This is a genomic window from Chelativorans sp. ZYF759 (genome assembly GCF_012911015.1).
GTDB lineage: Bacteria > Pseudomonadota > Alphaproteobacteria > Rhizobiales > Rhizobiaceae > ZYF759.
The window spans coordinates 411,972-430,165 of sequence record NZ_WVVV01000002.1; the positions used below are offsets into that span (position 1 = coordinate 411,972).

Consider the following 18,194-nt stretch of genomic DNA (forward strand, 5'->3'; position numbering starts at 1 on the left):
CACATCCGCATTTACTCCAGCATCAATTCGCGCTTTGATCGCGACAACCAAAATCCAGTGGGGAGTTATCGGGTCATGAGAATTCTGAAATCCATTGTTGTGGCGACCGCGCTGACGCTTGCCATGGGGACCGCGGCCAACGCCCAGCGCACCGACATCGTCATCGGCATGGTGCTGGAGCCGCCGCATCTCGACCCGACCGCGGGCGCGGCCGCCGCCATCAAGGAGATCGGCTACCAGAACATCTTCGAGGGCCTCACCCGCATGAACGACAGCGGCGAGGTCCTGCCCGCTCTCGCCCGCTCCTGGGAGATTTCGGAAGACGGCACAGTCTACACCTTCGAACTGGCCGAAGGCGTCACCTTCCATGACGGCACGCCGTTCTCGGCCGAAGACGTCAAGTTCTCGCTCGACCGCGCCCGCGCCGAGGATTCCACCAACCCGCAAAAGGGTCTTTTTGCCGCCATCGAGAATGTCGAGGTGATCGACGACACCACCGTCGAGGTCACACTTTCGGCCCCGCAGGGCAACTTCCTGTTCAACATGGCCTGGGGCGAGGCCGCCATCGTGTCCGAAGCCTCCGCCGGCACCAACCAGGAGAACCCGATCGGCACCGGCCCGTTCAAGTTCGACAACTGGGCCCGCGGCTCGGCCGTCACGCTGACGCGCTACGAGGAGTATTGGGGCGACGACGTCTATCTCGACCGCGCCGAATTCCGCTTCGTGCCGGATGCCGCCGCCGCGATCCCGGCCCTCCTGTCGGGCGACGTGCATGCCATGTCGAACATGCCGGCCGGCGACGCGCTTTCGCAGATCGAGAACGATCCGCGTTTCGAGGTCGTCATCGGATCGACCGAAGGCGAGACCATCCTGTCGCTCAACAATGCACGCGAGCCTTTCGACGACCTGCGCGTGCGCCAGGCCATCGCCCATGCCATCAACCGCGACGACGTGATAGCCGCCGCCTCCTCCGGCCTTGGCGTGCCCATCGGCTCGCATATGGCGCCTCACAACCCCGCTTATGTCGACCTGACCGACACCTACCCCCACGATCCGGAGCGGGCCCGCGAGCTTCTGGCCGAGGCCGGCCACGCGGACGGCTTCTCGGCCACCCTGCGCCTTCCCCCCCCGCCCTATGCGCGTGACGGCGGCCAGGTGATCGCCGCACAGCTGCGCCAGGTCGGCATTGAACTGGAGATCATCCCCGTGGAATGGGCGGAATGGCTCAGCCAGGTCTTCACCGACAAGGATTTCGACATGACCATCATCAGCCATGTCGAACCGGTGGACATCGGCATCTACGCCCGTGACGACTACTACTTCCAGTACAGCAACGAGGAGTTCAACGCCGCCTACGAGGAACTCACCGTGACGGCTGACGAGGACCGCCGCAACGAGATCTTCCAGGACCTCCAGCGCATCCTCGCCGAGGACGCCCCGGTCGGCTTCCTCTACCAGATGCCCAAGATCGGTGTCTGGGACGCCCGTATCGAAGGCATGTGGGAAAACTGGCCGCTCGCCGTGTCCGATCTCAGCCAGGTCCGCTGGACCGAATAGAGCCGGCACGTTTCGACCGTCCCTCCGGCCGCCGGCCGGAGGGACACTGAAAAATAACGCCTCGCGGCGCGTCCCGGTGACATGACCGTCTTCCTCCTCAAGCGCATCCTGATCGGCCTCGTGACGCTCGCATTGGCCTCGATGGTGGTCTTCGCCATCATGGAGCTTCTGCCCGGCGATCCCGCACGTCTCATGCTCGGTATGAACGCGACCGCTGAATCCGTTTCCGCCCTGCGCACGCAGATGGGTCTCGATGACCCGATCCACCTGCGCTACCTCAACTGGGTCGGCGGCATGTTGGTGGGCGATTTCGGCCGCTCCTTCACCTATTCCGCACCGGTCATCGGCCTGATCGCCGAGCGCGCGGTCGTATCCCTTCCCCTGGCGCTGATCGCGCTGGTCCTGTCCACGATCATCGCCATACCCGTCGGCATCTTCGCCGCCGCCCGGCGCGGACGCGCCGGCGACACGGTTTCCATGGGCGCGGCCCAGATCGGCGTCGCGGTGCCGAATTTTTGGTTCGCGCTGATGCTCGTCTATGTCTTCGCCGTGTGGCTGCAGCTCGTGCCGGCCGGCGGTTTCCCCGGCTGGGGCGGCGGCATCTGGCCGGGCCTGCGCGCCCTGATCCTGCCGGCAGTCGCGCTCGCCCTGCCGCAGGCCGCCATCCTCGCCCGCGTCACGCGCTCGGCCATGCTGGAGGTCTTGGGCGAGGATTACATTCGCACCGCGCGCGCCAAGGGCATGCCGCGCCGCCATGTTCTGTGGCGACACGCGCTTCGAAACGCCATGATCCCGGTGCTCACCATCATGGGCCTGCAATTCGCCTTCCTGCTGGCCGGCACCATCATCATCGAGAACGTCTTCTACCTGCCGGGCCTCGGTCGCCTCGTCTTCCAGGCCATCACCCAGCGTGACCTGATCGTCGTCGAAGGCGTCGTCATGCTGCTGGTGGCCAGCGTCATCGTGATCAACCTTCTGGTCGACCTCTGCTATGCCTTGGTCGATCCTCGCCTGAGGGCGGCCCGATGAGCGCGCCCGACGCCGCCACGCCGCCGGAGGGCATCGGCGCCTTCCTGCGCGACGCCTTCTCCAACCGGTCCTTCCTGATCGGCGCGGTCATCACCATGCTGATCGCCGCAATGGCGCTCCTGTCCTTCGTCTGGACGCCCTATGACGTGACGGACCTCGTCGTCGCCAGCCGCATGCAGACGCCTTCGGCCGAACACTGGCTCGGCACCGACCATTTCGGCCGCGACATCCTCTCGATGATCATGGTTGGGGCGCGCAATTCGATCGCCGTGGCCGTGGTGGCCGTCGGCATCGGCGTCGCGATCGGCGTTCCGCTCGGCTGCTGGGCGGCCGCCCGCGGGGGCTGGATCGACGAGGTGCTGATGCGCTTCAACGATCTGGTCTTCGCCTTTCCCGCGCTGCTCTCGGCGATCATGATTACGGCGATCTTCGGCCCCGGCGCTGTCAATGCCATCATCGCCATCGGCATCTTCAACATCCCCGTCTTCGCACGCGTGGCACGCGCCGGCGCCTTGTCCATCTGGCCGCGCGAATATGTGCTTGCGGCCCGCGCCGCCGGCAAGGGCCCCACCCTGATCACCATCGAACACATCCTGCCCAACATCGCCTCGATCCTGCTCGTCCAGGGCACGATCCAGTTCGCGCTCGGCATCCTGGCCGAGACCGGGCTTTCCTATCTGGGCCTCGGCGCGCAGCCGCCCATGCCGTCCTGGGGGCGCATGCTGTTCGACGCCCAGACGCGCATGATGGTGGCGCCCCACCTCGCTCTCTTCCCGGGCATGGCCATCGTCATCACGGTGCTCGGTCTCAACCTCTTGGGCGATGGGCTGCGCGACCTGCTCGACCCGAAACTGAGGCGACGGCGATGAGCCTGCTCGAGATCGAGAAACTGCGGCTCGACATTGCGGGCATCCCCATCCTGAAGGGCATCGACCTGTCGATCGCCCAGGGCGAGGTCATGGGCATCGTCGGCGAATCCGGCTCCGGCAAGTCAATGACGGCGCTGACGGTGATGAAGCTCCTGCCCGAGGCCTCACGCGCGGCCGGCCGCGTCACCTTCGACGGGATCGACATCCTGGCGGCTCCCGAAGCCGCAATGAACAAGCTGCGCGGCGACGATGTCGGCATGGTCTTCCAGGAGCCGATGACCGCGCTCAACCCGGTCAAGACCATTGGCGAGCAGGTCGCCGAGGGCATCCGCTGGCACACCGGCGCCAGCCGCGCCAATGCCGAGGACCGCGCCCGCGCCATGCTCGACCGTGTGGGCCTGCCGGAAAGGCAGTTCCCCCTCAACCGCTATCCCCACGAATTGTCGGGCGGCCAGCGCCAGCGTGTCGTCATCGCCATCGCCTGCGCGCTTTCGCCGAAACTGCTTGTTGCCGACGAGCCGACAACCGCGCTCGACGTTGTGCTGCAGGCGCAGATCCTCGATCTTCTGCGCGATCTTGTCCGCGAACGCGGCATGGGGCTGATGCTGATCTCGCACGATCTGGCCGTAGTGGCCGAGATGGCCGACCGCATCACCATCATGCGCCATGGCGAGGTGCTGGAAGCCGGGCCGGCGGCGGATATCCTGGCCGCCCAGAAACATCCCTATACGAAACAGCTCGCCCACGCCTCCACCCACGTGCCGGAGGTTAGGCGCTCCCATACCCCCCGTCCCGTGGGGGAGGTCGCGCCGCAGGCGCGGATGGCGGGTGAACGCCCCGAGGACCGGTCAAGGCCCCCTCTCCTCTCCATCGCCGACGTCGTCAAGGACTATCCCGGCCGCCGCTCCTCGCTGTTTCGCAAGCCGGAGCCCTTCCGCGCCGTGGACGGGGTCTCCTTCGACCTGCGGGAAGGCCAGTCGATCGCGCTGGTCGGGCGGTCGGGTTGCGGAAAATCGACGCTGGCCCGCATGATCCTGGCGCTGGACCGCCCCACCGCCGGCTCGATACGCCTGCTCGGCGACGAGCTGTCGGACAAGAGCGAGCCCCAGCTGCGCCCCTTGAGGCGCAGCATGCAGGTCGTCTTCCAGGACCCTTACGGCTCCTTCGACCCGCGCCACAATGTGGAGCGGCTGGTGGCAGAACCTCTCCATCTCCTCGAAACCCGGCCCGACCGCGCCGAACGGCGCGAGCGTGTCGCCGCAGCCCTTGCCGAGGTCGGCCTGCAGGCCGCCGACATGGAGAAATACCCGCATGAATTCTCAGGCGGCCAGCGCCAGCGCCTGTCCATTGCGCGTGCCCTCATCACGCGGCCGAAGCTGATCGTCGCCGACGAGCCCGTCTCCGCCCTCGACGTGTCGATCCGGGCGCAGATCCTCGACCTCTTCGCCGATCTCAATCACCGGCTGGATGTCGCCTATCTGTTCATCACCCACGATCTTACCGTCGCCCGTGCCATCACCGACGACGTGATGGTCATGCATGACGGAAAGATCGTCGAGCGCGGGCGCACGGGCGCGGTACTCGATGACCCGCAATCGGAGGCCGGGCGTGCCCTCGTCGATGCCGCCCCCGATCTCGAACGCGCGCTTGCCCGCCGCAACGCGCCCGCCTAACCGAGATCGCCTGCCAGATCGGCCCTTTCGAGATCGAGAATGTCCAGGAGGCGAACCAGAAAGCGATCCTGTCGTGACTTCAACGCATCGTCGGCATGCGCGATCGCGATCATCCGCCGCGCCAGCGCGACGCGTCTGTTCCGCTCGAAGGCGCGATAGACCGCGACGTTCTGCAGGGTGTTGGCGGTCCGGCCCATGCGCTCGACCACGGCCATGAGCGCGGGAAAGGTGTCAGGCCCCACGCCGAATTCCTCGCGGCAGATGCGCTGCAGCGCTTCCATGCCCGCAGGGCGCTCCTCGCCGTCCACGAGGATCATGCGGAACAGCATGAGAAGTTCGGCGATTGTGGCCGGATCTTCGGCTGCAGTCTTCAAGCAGCATCTCCCTTGCTCGCTCCGATTTCGCCGGCGCCGCCCTTCCGGCAGCGCGACCACGGGCGGCAGGAGCCTACGCCCGAATCTGACTTGCGCAAACAGGGTCGCTGTGATCGAAGCGCGACACCTTTCCGGATCGTCCCATGCCCGAACTCAGCCTCGAAATCGTCCTTCTGCTGGCCGCCGCGGCCTTCCTGGCCGGCTTTATCGATTCGATAGCCGGCGGTGGTGGCCTCATTACGGTGCCGACCCTTCTTCTGGCGGGTTATCCACCGGTTGTTGCGCTGGGCACCAACAAGCTGCAGGGGCTGTTCGGCTCGGGCTCGGCCACGCTTTCCTACGCCATGAACGGGCATGTCGACCTGAAAGGGCAGTTGCCGTCGGCCGCCCTGGCCTTTCTGGGCGCCGTGCTCGGCGCCCTTCTGGCAACCGTCCTGCCCGCCGACATTCTTCGCCTCGCGCTCCCCCCGCTCCTTGTCGCGATCGCCCTGTATTTTGCCCTCAAGCCCAGGCTCGATGATGTCGACCGCGCCCAGCGCATGACCCCTTTCCTGTTCGGGCTCACCGTGGTGCCCGTCATCGGCTTCTATGACGGCGTGTTCGGCCCCGGCACCGGATCGTTCTTCATGCTCGCTTTCGTCGGGCTTGCCGGCTACGGCGTCCTCAAGGCCACGGCCCACACCAAGCTCCTCAATTTCAGCTCCAATGTCGGCGGGTTCCTGCTCTTTGCCGCCGTCGGCGCCGTGGCATGGAAGATCGGGCTGATGATGGGCGCGGCGCAGTTTCTCGGCGCGCGTGTCGGCGCGGGACTGGCCATGAAGAACGGCGCGCGGCTGATCAAGCCCCTGCTGGTCGCCACCTGCATCGCGCTCGCCGTGAGGCTGCTCTGGGAACCCGACCATCCGCTGCGGCTCCTGGTCGGGCTTTAGCCTCGACGCCCTGAGCCCGCCCCCGCACGTGGTTGTGCGGAGCGGGAGTTCGATCCCGCCTAGGCGGAAGCTGCGTCGAGGACGAGCAACTCGGTCCTGCCGGTCTCGATCAGCTCACGGAGGCTGCCCTGGACCAGAATGGTCCAGGCGTCCGAGCAGGCATCGTAGCACTCGCCCGCGGGCTTGAGGCCGACATGGGTAAACACCACTTCGGTCATGTCGCCCTTGGGCGCGATGTCGAAGGTGATGGTGGTGCCATCCCATTCCGTCACGTCTTCGATGAAATTCAGCCTGCTTTCGAGGACCCGCCAGGTGACCCGTTTGCCCGGCACCAACTCGGTCACCTGCTGCTTCGACAGATGCAGGTCCTTGTAGCGATAGGTGAAGATGTCGCCAAGTTGGCGCGTATCGCCCTCGAATTCGCCGCTCCACCAGGCGCGCGGGTCGTTGATGGCCGCAAAAACCGTCTCCGGGCTTTGAGCGACGGTGAAGCGGGTGGTGAAATCTGCGTCGTCGGTCATGTCTCTGTCCTTTCCGGTGAAGATTCCGGCAGCGCGAAGCTCGCCGGCATGCGCCTGCGAACGGGTTCGCAGAATTCCGGCCGCGGCGAAGGTCAGCCCGGCATTCGTTCGAACGCCGGCAGCGCGGGATCGATCGCGTCCCAGGCGTGGCCGCGGAAGCTGTAGGTGAGTGCCTGCGGCTCGAACTGGCCCGGGTCGTCCAGGCTGGTCGCATGGACCGCGATCAGGTCGGGCATCGCCGCGAAGGTCAGGAAGACCGGCGTGCCGCAGGTCGGTCAGAAGGCATGGATCTTGTCGTTGCCGCTGTCGCCCGCGACCCGCCAGGTGTTTGCCTCGCCCTCGATCCTCATATCGGCGCGCTGCGCGAAGGTCAGATAGGAGCCGTGCCCCGTGCCGCTGCGTTTCTGGCAGTCCAGGCACTGGCAGTGGTTCTGGAAAATCGGCGCACGGCTGGTCTCGTAACGGATCGCGCCACACGCGCATCCGCCGCTGTAAATTCTGGTCATGATGGTGGTCCTCGGAATACGCCCGGTTCGACGCCGGATCAGGCGGCCTTCGGCTTGGCGAAGATGTCGAGACCCTGGCCCGTCTCCAGGAAGGATTTCAGGCTCGACAGCACCGCCGGCCAGCCCTTGCTGATGCCGTTCGCCATCCCGCTGCCGGCCTCCAGCTCGTCATGGCTGACAGTCAGCCGCACCATGTCGTCATATTCGACGATGTCGAACGTCACCCGGCTGTGCGCGGCCGGATCTTCGGCCTGCGAGGCGTTGGCCCAGCTGATGACGAGACGTGTCGGTGGCGACGCCTCGATCACCTTGCCGACGAGTTCGACGGTTCGCTCGTCATTGGCGCGGATGTGCTCCCACTTCGAGCCCGGCCGCCAGTCGGAGACGTTCTCGTGGCCCCAGTAACGCTTCGCTATATCCGGTTTGGTGATCGCCTCGAAAACCTTCTCCGGCGTCGAGCTGATGTAGGTCACATACACGAAACTGGTGGTCTCTCTCGTCATCACTGCTCTCCTTCGAGCTCGTTCTTCAGATCATGCAGCAGGCCGAGCCGCTGATGCTCGAACTTCCGCACCCACCGCTCGTAGACCTCGTAGAGAGGCACCGGATTGATGAAGTGCCGCTTTTCCCGGCCGCGCCTGACCGTACTCACGAGATTGGCCGCCTCCAGGATGCCGAGGTGCTGCGTCGCCGATTGCCGGGCCATGTCCAGATTCTCGCAAAGCTGGCCGAGCGTCTGGCCGTTCGTTTCACTCAAGAGATCGAGCAGCTTTCGCCGGGTGGGGTCGGCCAGCGCCTTGAAAACCTTGTCTGTATCCATCGTCTCACTCGTTGTGTGGGCACATATGCAGGTAAATACCTGCATGTCAAGCGCAGTCTTTTGCCTGCATGCGGAATCGCGGACCACTATCCCTTGTCCGACGGGAGCGGTCACTGGCGGTGACGGTCGTTTTCGCTGTAGTCTGTCCCGATGCGGAACGAACCAGACCTGCCGGCCACTCTTCCCCGGCCGGGCACGATCCACATCGCCAATGAACGCTTCCGGCTCCTCAAGGTGCCGGCCCCGCCCGCGCTCGCCGGCCTCGTGCAGGATTTTGCCCTTTACCGGGAGTTTTCGCCAAAACCCATCCGCCAGACCGAAACCGCCTCGCTGGTCGTGCCGCTGCTGATCGGATTTGCCGACCCATTCGACATGGCGCTCGGCCGCGAGCCGCGCGCCGACGAGGGTTTCCAGAGCTTTACGGCGGGCCTTTGCCTGGCACCTGTGATGATCCGCTCGGCCGGCGGCTCCTCCTGCCTCGAGATCACGCTGACCCCGCTCGGCGCGCGCCGGTTCTTCGGCCTGCCGATGAGCGAACTGACCCATCGGATGGTGCGGCTCGACGATCTGGAGGACCGATCGCTGAACGCCCTTCGCCAGCGGCTCGGCAACGAACGCGACTGGACCCGGCGGCTCGCCATCGCCGAGGAATTCGTCAGCCGCCGGATCCTGGCCGGTGCGCCCCTCTCGCCCGCCGTGGCATGGGCCTATTCGTCCATCCTCGCCACGAAGGGCCGGATTTCCGTGACGCGGCTTGGCGAAAAACTTGACTGGAGCCGAAAACATCTTGCGCGGAAATTCCACGACGAGATCGGACTGGCCCCCAAGGCGATCTCGCGCATCGTGCGTTTTAATGCCGCGCAGGAGATGGCGAAAGCCGGCGAGGGCTGGGCCGGCATCGCGGCCGAATGCGGCTATGCCGACCAGGCCCATCTGTCGCGTGAGTTCCGCGACTTGGCGGGGCAACCCCCTACGGCCTGGCTGGCCGGCACCACCTGACCGACAGGTAACATTCCTTCAAGATCGGTGGTCTCCACCATGCGAGAGTGGTTCATCATCCGCCTTGAAGGAGACCTCCATGACCCGCACGATCGAACCGCCGCGCATCTACCCGACCTTCCGCTACCAGGACGCGCTTTCCGTCCTCGACTGGTTCACCGATATTCTCGGTTTCGAAGTCCGCGAGAAGCATATCGAGGACGGCCGCCTCGGCCATGCCGAACTCGCCTTCGGCTCCTCCATGATCATGATGGGCGAGGCGGCGGAGGATTTCTTCGGCGGCATCGTGGGCCAGCCGGGCCACGAGGGCGGCAAGGCAACCTATGTGGCCATCGACGACATCGACGCCCTGTTTGCGAGAGTTGAGGCTTCGGGCGTGGCCATCGAGCAGGGTCTCACCGAGCGACCCTATGGCAGTCGCGAATTCATCTGCCGCGACCCTGGTGGCAATGTCTGGTGTTTCGGCACCTACTGGCCGAAGGCCTGACAGGCAACGCGTCCCAGCTCTGCCCGCATGGACGTTGCGCACCTCCCGCATTGGGCTAGATTGGGCCCGATCAAAAGGGAGGATCACATGGACGCGATCGCCGAAAGGGCTCCAGGCCAGTTCGATCTCAACGAGGATCAGCGTGCGATCCAGGACATGACCGTCGCCTTCGCGGCCGAGCGCGTCGCGCCTTTCGCGCTCGAATGGGACCGCGAGCGTCATTTCCCGGCCGACGTGATCCGCGAGACCGGCCCGCTGGGCTTCGGCGGCATCTATGTCGGCGAGGATGTCGGCGGCTCCGGCCTCGGCCGCCTGGATGCCGTTCTCATCTTCGAGGCGCTGGCGGCCGCCTGCCCGGGATTCTCCTCCTTCATATCGATCCACAACATGGCCGCCTGGATGATCGATACCTTCGGCTCCGACGACCAGCGCCAGCGCATGTTGCCGAAGCTCACCTCCATGGAATGGCTGGCGAGCTATGCGCTGACCGAACCGGGCTCCGGCTCCGACGCCGCCGCGCTCAAGACACGCGCCGTGCAGTCCGGCGGCAATGGCGGCGACTATGTGCTCAACGGCGCCAAGCAGTTCATCTCGGGCGCCGGCGATTCCGATGTCTACGTCACCATGGTCAGGACCGGCGAGGATGGGCCGAAGGGCATCTCCACCATCGTCGTGCCGAAGGACGCGCCGGGTCTCTCCTTCGGTGCGGTGGAAAGCAAGATGGGCTGGCACATGCAGTCGACCCGCCAGGTGATATTCGAGGACTGCAAGGTGCCTGCCGAGAATGTCCTGTCGGGCGAAGGCTCGGGCTTTCGTATCGCCATGGCGGGCCTGGACGGCGGCAGGCTCAACATCGCCGCCTGCTCGCTGGGCGGCGCGCAGGCGGCTGCCGACAAGGCACTCTCTTATGCCGGCGAGCGCCAGGCCTTCGGCCAGACCATCGACCGTTTCCAGGCGCTGCAGTTCAAGCTGGCCGACATGGAGACCGATCTCCAGGCCTCGCGGACCCTGCTCTACACCGCCGCCGCCCGGCTCGACGCCAAGGCCCACGACGCGTCCAAATGGTCGGCCATGGCCAAGCGTTTCGTCACCGACCGCTGCTTCGACGTCGCCAATGACGCGCTGCAGATCCATGGCGGTTACGGCTATCTGCACGAATACGGCATCGAGAAGCTGGTGCGCGACCTGCGCGTCCACCAGATCCTCGAAGGCACCAACGAGATCATGCGCGTCATCATCGCCAGGCAGCTGATCGGGAGATAGGCGGCTCGCCGAGCCAGCCACATCGGGGAGGACACATGACCACCATCGCATTCATCGGCCTCGGCAATATGGGCAATCCCATGGCCGCCAATCTGGTCAAGGCGGGGCACGCGGTGCGTGGTTTCGACCTCATGGCCGCCAATCTGGAGACGGCGAAGGCAAATGGGGTCGCCATCGCCGCCGATGCCCGCGCGGCCGTCGAGGGCGCCGATGTCGTCGTCACCATGCTGCCCGCCGGCAGACATGTGCTGTCGGTCTATGAGGACATCGTGCCGGCCGCGGCCAGTGGCACGCTATTCATCGATTCCTCCACCATCGACGTCGACTCCGCGCGAAAGGCGCATGCCATCGCAACCGAAGGCGGCATGCTGTCGATCGACGCGCCGGTGTCGGGCGGCGTCGGCGGCGCGGAAGCGGGAACCCTCACCTTCATGGCCGGTGGTTCGCAAGAAGCCTTCGCCAAGGCCGAGCCGGTCCTGGAGCCGATGGCCGGCCGCGTCGTCCATTGCGGCGAGGCCGGCGCCGGTCAGGCGGCCAAGATCTGCAACAACATGATCCTGGGCATTTCGATGATCGGTGTCGGCGAAGCCTTCGTGCTGGCCGAAAAGCTCGGCCTCTCCCACCAGGCACTTTTCGACGTGGCCTCCACCTCATCGGGTCAGTGCTGGTCGCTGACCACTTACTGCCCGGTGCCCGGCCCCGTCCCGAATTCGCCCGCCAACCGCGACTACAAGCCGGGCTTCGCCGCTGCCCTCATGCTGAAGGATCTGCGGCTGGCTCAGGAGGCTGCCCAATCGGCAGGCGCCGTCACGCCGCTCGGCGCCGAGGCAACCCAGCTCTATGCGCTGTTTGAAGCCATGGGCCATGGCGGCACGGATTTTTCCGGCATCATCAACTTCCTGCGCGGCAGGGCGGGCTGAAGACCCCCTGTTCCGCTGCGTCATCTTCCCGATGCAAAAAAATGCCGGATTCAGATTTGCTTAAGCTCCTGATAACCGCACGGTAACGATGTCCCGCTAGAAACGGACACAAGGCGGCCGGCACAGCCGCCCCCCGCTCCGGAAAAGGTATTGCGTACCGGAGCCGACAGTTTCGCAGCGTATCGAGTAAGCGAATGCCGTGCGTATCTTCGGCAAGGCCGCGTCCTCCGGTTCGGAGCACGCGGCTTTTGCCGTTTTACGCGCTATTTGCTCCTGGCCAGGCGCCTGTAATTGGCGCGCACGGCCTTGCCGGATGGAACCATCGCCGCATCCATCGCCTGCTCGATGGCCTTGCCGTTCATGAGAGAGGGCGTGCGTCCCGCCATCACCTCCGGCCAGAAGCTGAACATCGACCCCACAAGGCTGGTTTGGGCCGCTGCCATTCCTTCGGCAAAAGCTTTCGCCTTTTCGCTGCCGGCCAGCAGAGTTTCCGTGCGTACTGAGGTGTGGCTCTGCGCCTCGGCCATCAGCAGCGGCATGCGCATCGCCATGACGGCGGGCACAAGCATGAGTTGGCCCGCACTACGCTTGGCGCTGCGGGATAGTTTTCTCGCCATGTCGAATGCTCCGACCGGGCCCGCGCGGCCGGTCAATTCAGGGGAGAAACTGCGGATCGACGGGCGGCCGCAGGCCATTGGCGAGACGGTTGGTCTCGTTGGCCATCCCCACAACGGCCAGAAGCTCCATCAGTTGCGCCTCGCTCATGCCTTTCGCACGCGCCGCGGCCGTGTGCGAGAAGGTGCAGTACTCGCAATTATTGGTGGCCGAGACGGCGATGTAGATCATCTCCTTGGTCAAAGGATCGAGCGCGCCCGGCGCCATCACCTCGCGGATGCTTTCCCAGGTCCTCTTCAGCAGCTTCGGATCATGCGCCAGCACCTTCCAGAAATTGTTGATCCAGTCCGTCCCCCGCGCATTCATGATGTCGTCATAGACGGCACGCACCTCCGGCGAGGCATCCCCGATCTCGATCAGCGGGACGATGGATGATTGCGACATGATTTTCTCCTGGACGTTGAGTTCAATTGCATCTCCAAGGATTGTACGTTATATGTATCACGTATCATGATCAAGTCGTTCGCCGACCGGCGCACTGAGCAGTTCTATCGCGAAGGCATTTGCCCGAAAGCCTGGCGCCATTTCGAGGAGCGCGCGCTGGTGAAGCTCGACATGATCAACCACGCGGCCACCCTGGATACCCTGCGTTTCCCGCCGGGCAACAGGCTGGAAAAGCTGAAGGGCGACCGTAGGGAACAGTGGAGTATCCGGATCAACGACCAGCACCGCATCTGCTTCCAATGGGCCGGCGAGGACGCGTTCGAGGTCGAGATTGTGGATTATCATTGAGGATAAAGACATGACGCGCGTGACGACCCACCCCGGCCGGATGCTCTATCTGGAGTTCATGGAGCCGCTCGGCCTCAGTTCGCGGGCGCTCGCCGAGAGGATGTGCGTGCCGGCCAACCGGGTCAGCGAGATGGTTGCCGGCCGGCGATCCATGACCGCCGACACGGCAATCCGGCTTGAGCACCTCTTCGGGATGCCCGCGGATTTCTGGCTGCGGGTGCAGGCCGGCCACGATGCCACGAAAGCCCGTGCGGAAAACGACTATTCCGCCATCAGGCCATTCGACACGTCGCAACTGGTCTCCTGATCCAGGCTATTTCCGCAGATCGGCTTCCGCCAGATCGAGCGCTTTCGAAATACGCTCGGCCGCCATGTCGATCGTCTCCTTCGTCCAGATCAGCGGCGGCGACAGGATCATCGTGTCGCCCACGGCGCGCATCATCATGCCGTTGACGATGGCATGGTCGCGCACGGCCACGGACGCAGCCCCCTCGCCCGCGAAGCGCTCCTTTGTAGCCTTGTCCTTGACGATCTCGATGGCCGCCAGCAGCCCGAAGGTGCGGACCTCGCCGACGATGCCGTGGCCCGAGAGCGCCTCTGTCAACGCCTTGCGCAGATAGGGACCGGTCTCCTCGCGCACACGTTCGATCATGCCCTCCTTCTCGATGATGTCGAGATTGGCGAGCGCCACCGCGCAGGCGACCGGATGACCCGAATAGGTGTAGCCGTGGTAGAACTCGCCGCCCTTTTCCACGAGGGTCGACGCGATACGGTCGCCAACCAGCAGGGCCGACAGCGGCTGATAGCCCGAGGTGAGCGCCTTGGCCGTGGTAATCGTGTCGGCTTCGATGCCGTAGGTCTGGGCGCCGAACCACTCGCCCGTGCGCCCGTAGCCCGTAATCACCTCGTCCAGCATCAGCAGCACGTCGTATTTCTTGCAGATGCGCTGGATCTCCGGCCAGTAGCTCTCCGGCGGGATCTTCACCCCACCCGCGCCCTGGATCGGCTCGCCGATGAAGGCCGCGACGTTCTCGGCACCCGCCGCCAGGATCGCCTCCTCCACGGCGCGCGCTGCCCTGAGCCCGAAATCGTGGTCGCTCTCGCCGGGCTCCGCCAGCTCGAACGCATAAGGCGGCATCACGTGGTCGATGTTGGGTACGGCGCCATAGAGCTGGTCGCGCATGGCCGGCATTCCCCCCAGCGACGTGCCGGCGATGGTCGAACCGTGATAGGCCCATTTGCGCGCGATGATCCGGTTCTTCTCCGGCTTGCCCTCGAGCGCCCAGTAGTGGCGCACGAGCCGGAGAGCCGTGTCATTGGCTTCCGAACCCGACGAACCGTAAAAAACCTGCTTGATATTGTCGGGCGAAATGCGGGCGAGTTTTTCGGCCAGAAGCACCGGCGTCGGCGTCGTGCAGCGGAAGAAAGAATTGTAGTAGGGCAACTCCTTCATCTGCTCGTAGGCGGCCTCCGCCAGCTCGTGCCGGCCATAGCCGATATTCACGCACCAGAGCCCGGCCATGCCGTCGAGCAGTTCGTTGCCTTCGCTGTCGTAGATGAAGGGGCCGTCGGCGCGCACGATCATGCGGCTGCCTGCTTCGCGCAGATCCTTGTGGTCGGTGAAGGGATGGAGGTGATGCGCTGCGTCGATATTCTGAAGCTGCTGCAGGGAAAAGTTCTTGTAGGCCATGTGCTTGTGTACTCCCGTTGAATCGATCCGGCAGGGCCGGCAGCGAACTTACGGGCAGTGCTGTGGCGAATAGCCGATCCGCGCGCACAGCCGCAACAGCTCGGCGTGCAGCGTGCGCGGCGACGGCGTCATCGCGCCGCCGTTGCAGTCAATATGCGTGACGGAAAGCTTCATCCTGGCAATCTAGCCGAGCGCGCCTCCCGGGTTCAACCGTCCATGTCGGACGAGCCTTCTCCATTCAGCCGCGCCATCGTAAATCGCGAGATGTCGTGCACAGTCCCGCCGCTCTGCGCCAGATCGGCCAGCACCTCGCCGATGACGCTCGCGAATTTGTAGCCATGGCCCGAACAGGGTGATGCGATGACGATACGGTCATCGTCGGGATGAAGGTCGATGACGAAATCCTCGTCTTGCGTCTTGGTGTAGAAACAGGTCTTCATCGCGCGCAGCGGCCCCGCCGCCGCCGGCAGATAGGCATCGAGGAAATCGCGTATGCGCGCCTCGTCCGCCGGCCCCGCATCCTGAACCGCATCGTCGGCGTGGCCGAGCGCCCCGCTCGCCAGGTGCGAGGCGCATTTGAAGCCCGCCCCGATATCGGGAAAGCCGTAGGCGATGTCGTCCTCGCCATCGATGATGAAGACCGGCAGCTTGCCAGGCGTCACGGCTTCCGGCTCACGTGCTGAAAACCAGCACAACACCTGCCGCGCCAAGGTCAGATGCGGCTTGAGATCGGGCAAGAGATCGCCGATCCATCCGCCGGCAGCGACGACGACACGACCCGCGCGCAGCTCGCCCGAAGCCGTCCGCACCCTTATGCCGTCGCCCGATGGTTCGATGGCGAGAACCTGGGTCTGGTACCGCACCTGCGCGCCCTGCCCTCTTGCAAGTTCCAGATGCAGCCGGTTGGCCAGTTCCGGCCGCACGAAACCGCCATCGGGTTGCCAGACCGTCATGTAGCCCTCCGGCAAGCTGAACTGCGGATGCCGCCGGCGCATCTCGGCCGTGTCCAGCACCTCGTGCTCCAGCCCGTGCAACCGGCTCGCCTCCAGAGAACCCTCGAAGATGACGCTGCCCGGCTTGCCGATCTCCAGCACGCCTGTCTTCGTCAGGACGGTCTCGCCCGTCAGCCGCTCCAGTTCGGCCCAGTTCTGGTAGGCTTGGCGCGCCAGCGGCACGTAGGAGGGATGTTCGAAATAGCCGAGCCGTATGGCCCGGCTCTCGCCATGCGAGGAGCCCTTGTCGTGGCCTTCCTGGAAACGTTCGAGACCGACCACCCTGAGGCCTCGTCGGGCCAGATGGCAAAGGGCCGCCGACCCCATCGCGCCGAGCCCGATCACCGCCACATCGAAATCCATTTTTCCCCCGCTGCACCAGCCGAATTGACTCGACAAATCGCCCCATCCCTATTCGAGTGCGCGGGGGAAGCACAATACGGGACCTGCCCGTCGCCCGGAGGCACGCATGACCGAGCAGAGCCTGCAAACCGAACCCCCGCTCCGCACCGACGGGCCACGGCGTGGCGGCCGTGCCGGCAAGCGTGAGGCCCGCGAGGCCCGCTTCGAGCAGCCGCCGGTGCGAAAGCTGCGCATCCCGTTCGAGCCCACGAAGATCGTGTCGGAGGACGAGCTCGAATCCATCCATCTCGCCTCGCTGCGCATGTTGGCAGAGATCGGCATCGACGTGCTCCATGACGAGGCCCGCGAGACGATGCGCGAGGCCGGCGCTCATGTCGAACCCGGCAGCCAGCGCGTCCGCTTCGACCCCGACATGATCATGGAGTGGATCGCGCACTGCCCCTCCGAATTCACGCTGCACGCCCGCAACCCGGCCAACGATATGCACTTCGGCGGCAACAATCTGATCTTCGCCCAGATGGCGTCGGCCCCCACCTGCTCCGATCTGGACAATGGCCGCCGACCCGGCAATCAGGCCGATTTCCGCAATTTCCTGAAGCTCGCTCAAGTGCACAACATCATCCAGTGCACCGGCGGCTACCCGGTCGAGCCGGTCGACCTCCACGCTTCCAGCCGCCATCTCGAATGTATTCGCGATCTGGCGACGCTCACCGACAAGCCCTTCCACATCTACTCGCTCGGCCGCGAGCGCAATCTCGACGGCATGGAGATCGCCCGCATCGCCCGCGGCATCTCGGAAGAACAGTTTTCGCGCGAGCCGTCGGTCTATTCCATCATCAACACCAACTCGCCGCTGAAGCTCGACATCCCGATGATGGAGGGCATCATCCAGATGTCCTCGCGCGGCCAGATCGTCATCGTCACCCCCTTCACGCTGGCCGGCGCCATGGCGCCCGTCACCATCGCCGGCGCGCTGGTTCTGCAGAACGCCGAGGCCCTCGCCGCCATCGCCTTCGCGCAGATGGTGCGCAAAGGTGCGCCCGTCGGTTATGGCGGCTTCACCTCCAATGTCGACATGAAGTCCGGCGCGCCCGCCTTCGGCACGCCCGAATACATGAAGGCGCAGCTGATCGGCGGACAGTTGGCGCGCCGCTATCGAATCCCCTACCGCACCTCCAATGTCTGCGCCGCCAACACGGTCGACGCCCAGGCCGCCTATGAAAGCGTGTTTTCGCTCTGGGGCGCGATCCAGGGCGGCGCCAACTTCATCCTCCATTCGGCCGGCTGGCTCGAAGGCGGCCTGCGCTGCTCCTACGAGAAGATGATGCTCGACATCGACCTCCTCCAGATGGTGGCCGAATTCCTGACGCCGCTCGACCTGTCGGAGGACGCGCTGGGCCTCGACGCCATGCGCGAGGTCGGCCCCGGCGGCCATTTCTTCGGCGCTGCCCACACCCAGGCCCGCTACAAGGACGCCTTCTACGCCCCCATCATCTCCGACTGGCGCAATTTCGAGACCTGGCAGCTGGCCGGCTCCCCCACCGCGCTCGAACGCGCCAACCGGCTCTGGAAGGAACGCCTCGCGGCTTACGAAAAACCGGCAATCGACCCCGCGATCGCCGAAGAAATCGACGCCTTCGTCACCCGCCGCACCGCCGAAGGCGGGGCGCCTACGGATTTTTGAGGGGGTCGGACCGTGCTCTTCATCGCTTGGGTGCATCGATGAACAAGCCCCCCCCTCCGTCACGGGCTGACGCCCGCGACACCTCCCCCCCACTGCGTGGGGTGGAGGATA

At 65.1% G+C, this 18,194-nt stretch carries 21 protein-coding genes and 1 pseudogene; 12 read left to right on the forward strand and 10 right to left on the reverse strand.

Features of this window, described 5'->3' with window-relative positions; translation table 11 throughout:
- Window positions 1–75: 75 nt before the first annotated feature.
- The 4 genes from GRZ55_RS05915 to GRZ55_RS05930 all read left to right on the forward strand — a co-directional run bounded on the left by GRZ55_RS05915 (window position 76) and on the right by GRZ55_RS05930 (window position 5,128).
- A complete protein-coding gene (locus tag GRZ55_RS05915; RefSeq protein ID WP_169285962.1) occupies window positions 76–1,557 on the forward strand; it encodes an ABC transporter substrate-binding protein in 1,482 nt (493 codons plus the stop codon).
- Between the two features lie 81 nt (window positions 1,558–1,638).
- Window positions 1,639–2,586 carry an ABC transporter permease gene (locus tag GRZ55_RS05920; protein ID WP_169285963.1) on the forward strand — a complete coding sequence of 316 codons (948 nt, stop codon included), beginning with the start codon at window positions 1,639–1,641 and terminating at the stop codon, window positions 2,584–2,586.
- The gene (locus GRZ55_RS05925; RefSeq protein ID WP_169285964.1) at window positions 2,583–3,455 is read left to right on the forward strand and encodes an ABC transporter permease; all 873 of its coding nucleotides are present in this window, start codon (window positions 2,583–2,585) and stop codon (window positions 3,453–3,455) included. The genes GRZ55_RS05920 and GRZ55_RS05925 overlap by 4 nt, the downstream gene beginning before the upstream one ends.
- On the forward strand, window positions 3,452–5,128 hold the full coding sequence (locus GRZ55_RS05930) for an ABC transporter ATP-binding protein (RefSeq protein ID WP_169285965.1): 1,677 nt from the start codon (window positions 3,452–3,454) through the stop codon (window positions 5,126–5,128). Before GRZ55_RS05925 ends, GRZ55_RS05930 begins: the two co-directional genes overlap by 4 nt.
- Here the strand turns inward: GRZ55_RS05930 and GRZ55_RS05935 are convergent.
- Complete coding sequence (locus GRZ55_RS05935) at window positions 5,125–5,502, reverse strand: TerB family tellurite resistance protein (RefSeq protein ID WP_169285966.1); 378 nt, start codon at window positions 5,500–5,502, stop codon at window positions 5,125–5,127. The two genes, GRZ55_RS05930 and GRZ55_RS05935, sit on opposite strands and share 4 nt — an antisense overlap.
- Window positions 5,503–5,645: 143 nt before the next feature.
- On the opposite strand from GRZ55_RS05935, the gene GRZ55_RS05940 reads away from it, so the two are divergent.
- The gene (locus GRZ55_RS05940; RefSeq protein ID WP_169285967.1) at window positions 5,646–6,431 is read left to right on the forward strand and encodes a TSUP family transporter; all 786 of its coding nucleotides are present in this window, start codon (window positions 5,646–5,648) and stop codon (window positions 6,429–6,431) included.
- Window positions 6,432–6,490: 59 nt separating this feature from the next.
- On the opposite strand, the gene GRZ55_RS05945 is transcribed toward GRZ55_RS05940, so the two are convergent.
- The 4 genes and pseudogenes from GRZ55_RS05945 to GRZ55_RS05960 all read right to left on the reverse strand — a co-directional run bounded on the left by GRZ55_RS05945 (window position 6,491) and on the right by GRZ55_RS05960 (window position 8,278).
- Window positions 6,491–6,952: an SRPBCC domain-containing protein gene (locus GRZ55_RS05945; RefSeq protein ID WP_169285968.1), complete on the reverse strand. Its 462-nt coding sequence runs from the start codon at window positions 6,950–6,952 to the stop codon at window positions 6,491–6,493.
- A gap of 92 nt (window positions 6,953–7,044) precedes the next feature.
- Window positions 7,045–7,458: pseudogene (locus tag GRZ55_RS05950) on the reverse strand (GFA family protein).
- A gap of 38 nt (window positions 7,459–7,496) precedes the next feature.
- Window positions 7,497–7,961 (reverse strand): SRPBCC family protein, encoded by a 465-nt coding sequence (locus tag GRZ55_RS05955; protein ID WP_169285969.1) that lies wholly within the window; start codon window positions 7,959–7,961, stop codon window positions 7,497–7,499.
- Window positions 7,961–8,278 (reverse strand): helix-turn-helix transcriptional regulator, encoded by a 318-nt coding sequence (locus GRZ55_RS05960; RefSeq protein WP_169285970.1) that lies wholly within the window; start codon window positions 8,276–8,278, stop codon window positions 7,961–7,963. Before GRZ55_RS05960 ends, GRZ55_RS05955 begins: the two co-directional genes overlap by 1 nt.
- 150 nt (window positions 8,279–8,428) lie before the next feature.
- Between GRZ55_RS05960 and GRZ55_RS05965 the strand changes: the two genes are divergently transcribed.
- The 4 genes from GRZ55_RS05965 to mmsB all read left to right on the forward strand — a co-directional run bounded on the left by GRZ55_RS05965 (window position 8,429) and on the right by mmsB (window position 11,947).
- Window positions 8,429–9,277 (forward strand): AraC family transcriptional regulator, encoded by an 849-nt coding sequence (locus tag GRZ55_RS05965; RefSeq protein ID WP_169285971.1) that lies wholly within the window; start codon window positions 8,429–8,431, stop codon window positions 9,275–9,277.
- Window positions 9,278–9,356: 79 nt separating this feature from the next.
- Window positions 9,357–9,764, forward strand: coding sequence for a VOC family protein (locus tag GRZ55_RS05970; protein WP_169285972.1), 408 nt, complete (start codon window positions 9,357–9,359; stop codon window positions 9,762–9,764).
- Window positions 9,765–9,851: 87 nt separating this feature from the next.
- Window positions 9,852–11,027, forward strand: coding sequence for an isobutyryl-CoA dehydrogenase (locus tag GRZ55_RS05975; RefSeq protein WP_169285973.1), 1,176 nt, complete (start codon window positions 9,852–9,854; stop codon window positions 11,025–11,027).
- Between the two features lie 35 nt (window positions 11,028–11,062).
- The gene (gene mmsB, locus GRZ55_RS05980; RefSeq protein ID WP_169285974.1) at window positions 11,063–11,947 is read left to right on the forward strand and encodes a 3-hydroxyisobutyrate dehydrogenase; all 885 of its coding nucleotides are present in this window, start codon (window positions 11,063–11,065) and stop codon (window positions 11,945–11,947) included.
- A gap of 263 nt (window positions 11,948–12,210) precedes the next feature.
- On the opposite strand, the gene GRZ55_RS05985 is transcribed toward mmsB, so the two are convergent.
- Both GRZ55_RS05985 and GRZ55_RS05990 read right to left on the reverse strand, forming a co-directional pair.
- Window positions 12,211–12,564 carry a hypothetical protein gene (locus tag GRZ55_RS05985; protein WP_169285975.1) on the reverse strand — a complete coding sequence of 118 codons (354 nt, stop codon included), beginning with the start codon at window positions 12,562–12,564 and terminating at the stop codon, window positions 12,211–12,213.
- 37 nt (window positions 12,565–12,601) lie between these two features.
- Window positions 12,602–13,006: a carboxymuconolactone decarboxylase family protein gene (locus GRZ55_RS05990; protein ID WP_169285976.1), complete on the reverse strand. Its 405-nt coding sequence runs from the start codon at window positions 13,004–13,006 to the stop codon at window positions 12,602–12,604.
- Window positions 13,007–13,072: 66 nt separating this feature from the next.
- On the opposite strand from GRZ55_RS05990, the gene GRZ55_RS05995 reads away from it, so the two are divergent.
- Together GRZ55_RS05995 and GRZ55_RS06000 are read left to right on the forward strand one after the other, a co-directional pair.
- On the forward strand, window positions 13,073–13,354 hold the full coding sequence (locus tag GRZ55_RS05995; RefSeq protein ID WP_169285977.1) for a type II toxin-antitoxin system RelE/ParE family toxin: 282 nt from the start codon (window positions 13,073–13,075) through the stop codon (window positions 13,352–13,354).
- A gap of 10 nt (window positions 13,355–13,364) precedes the next feature.
- Window positions 13,365–13,661: a HigA family addiction module antitoxin gene (locus GRZ55_RS06000; RefSeq protein ID WP_169285978.1), complete on the forward strand. Its 297-nt coding sequence runs from the start codon at window positions 13,365–13,367 to the stop codon at window positions 13,659–13,661.
- A gap of 6 nt (window positions 13,662–13,667) precedes the next feature.
- Here GRZ55_RS06000 and GRZ55_RS06005 read toward each other — a convergent pair whose 3' ends face one another.
- From GRZ55_RS06005 to solA, 3 genes are read right to left on the reverse strand one after another with little or no spacing between them, the layout of a single operon-like run.
- The gene (locus GRZ55_RS06005; RefSeq protein WP_169285979.1) at window positions 13,668–15,044 is read right to left on the reverse strand and encodes an aspartate aminotransferase family protein; all 1,377 of its coding nucleotides are present in this window, start codon (window positions 15,042–15,044) and stop codon (window positions 13,668–13,670) included.
- Between the two features lie 48 nt (window positions 15,045–15,092).
- Window positions 15,093–15,218, reverse strand: a complete 126-nt coding sequence (locus tag GRZ55_RS23615; RefSeq protein ID WP_256379792.1) for a hypothetical protein — start codon at window positions 15,216–15,218, stop codon at window positions 15,093–15,095.
- A gap of 32 nt (window positions 15,219–15,250) precedes the next feature.
- Complete coding sequence (solA, locus tag GRZ55_RS06010; protein WP_169285980.1) at window positions 15,251–16,399, reverse strand: N-methyl-L-tryptophan oxidase; 1,149 nt, start codon at window positions 16,397–16,399, stop codon at window positions 15,251–15,253.
- A gap of 106 nt (window positions 16,400–16,505) precedes the next feature.
- Between solA and GRZ55_RS06015 the strand changes: the two genes are divergently transcribed.
- Entirely contained in the window at window positions 16,506–18,083 is a 1,578-nt protein-coding gene (locus tag GRZ55_RS06015) for a trimethylamine methyltransferase family protein (RefSeq protein ID WP_169285981.1), read from the forward strand.
- The last annotated feature ends 111 nt before the right edge of the window (window positions 18,084–18,194 follow it).

Excerpts from the sequence above, each read along its gene's own strand:
- GRZ55_RS05915 (WP_169285962.1), top strand. The coding sequence starts at position 76 with ATGAGAATTCTGAAATCCATTGTTGTGGCGACCGCGCTGACGCTTGCC.
- GRZ55_RS05985 (WP_169285975.1), bottom strand. The coding sequence starts at position 12,564 with ATGGCGAGAAAACTATCCCGCAGCGCCAAGCGTAGTGCGGGCCAACTC.
- GRZ55_RS05925 (WP_169285964.1), top strand. The coding sequence starts at position 2,583 with ATGAGCGCGCCCGACGCCGCCACGCCGCCGGAGGGCATCGGCGCCTTC.
- GRZ55_RS05940 (WP_169285967.1), top strand. The coding sequence starts at position 5,646 with ATGCCCGAACTCAGCCTCGAAATCGTCCTTCTGCTGGCCGCCGCGGCC.
- GRZ55_RS06005 (WP_169285979.1), bottom strand. The coding sequence starts at position 15,044 with ATGGCCTACAAGAACTTTTCCCTGCAGCAGCTTCAGAATATCGACGCA.
- GRZ55_RS05990 (WP_169285976.1), bottom strand. The coding sequence starts at position 13,006 with ATGTCGCAATCATCCATCGTCCCGCTGATCGAGATCGGGGATGCCTCG.
- GRZ55_RS05955 (WP_169285969.1), bottom strand. The coding sequence starts at position 7,961 with ATGACGAGAGAGACCACCAGTTTCGTGTATGTGACCTACATCAGCTCG.
- GRZ55_RS05960 (WP_169285970.1), bottom strand. The coding sequence starts at position 8,278 with ATGGATACAGACAAGGTTTTCAAGGCGCTGGCCGACCCCACCCGGCGA.
- GRZ55_RS05965 (WP_169285971.1), top strand. The coding sequence starts at position 8,429 with ATGCGGAACGAACCAGACCTGCCGGCCACTCTTCCCCGGCCGGGCACG.
- GRZ55_RS05995 (WP_169285977.1), top strand. The coding sequence starts at position 13,073 with ATGATCAAGTCGTTCGCCGACCGGCGCACTGAGCAGTTCTATCGCGAA.
- GRZ55_RS06015 (WP_169285981.1), top strand. The coding sequence starts at position 16,506 with ATGACCGAGCAGAGCCTGCAAACCGAACCCCCGCTCCGCACCGACGGG.
- GRZ55_RS05920 (WP_169285963.1), top strand. The coding sequence starts at position 1,639 with ATGACCGTCTTCCTCCTCAAGCGCATCCTGATCGGCCTCGTGACGCTC.
- GRZ55_RS23615 (WP_256379792.1), bottom strand. The coding sequence starts at position 15,218 with ATGAAGCTTTCCGTCACGCATATTGACTGCAACGGCGGCGCGATGACG.
- GRZ55_RS05975 (WP_169285973.1), top strand. The coding sequence starts at position 9,852 with ATGGACGCGATCGCCGAAAGGGCTCCAGGCCAGTTCGATCTCAACGAG.
- solA (WP_169285980.1), bottom strand. The coding sequence starts at position 16,399 with ATGGATTTCGATGTGGCGGTGATCGGGCTCGGCGCGATGGGGTCGGCG.
- mmsB (WP_169285974.1), top strand. The coding sequence starts at position 11,063 with ATGACCACCATCGCATTCATCGGCCTCGGCAATATGGGCAATCCCATG.
- GRZ55_RS06000 (WP_169285978.1), top strand. The coding sequence starts at position 13,365 with ATGACGCGCGTGACGACCCACCCCGGCCGGATGCTCTATCTGGAGTTC.
- GRZ55_RS05970 (WP_169285972.1), top strand. The coding sequence starts at position 9,357 with ATGACCCGCACGATCGAACCGCCGCGCATCTACCCGACCTTCCGCTAC.
- GRZ55_RS05930 (WP_169285965.1), top strand. The coding sequence starts at position 3,452 with ATGAGCCTGCTCGAGATCGAGAAACTGCGGCTCGACATTGCGGGCATC.
- GRZ55_RS05945 (WP_169285968.1), bottom strand. The coding sequence starts at position 6,952 with ATGACCGACGACGCAGATTTCACCACCCGCTTCACCGTCGCTCAAAGC.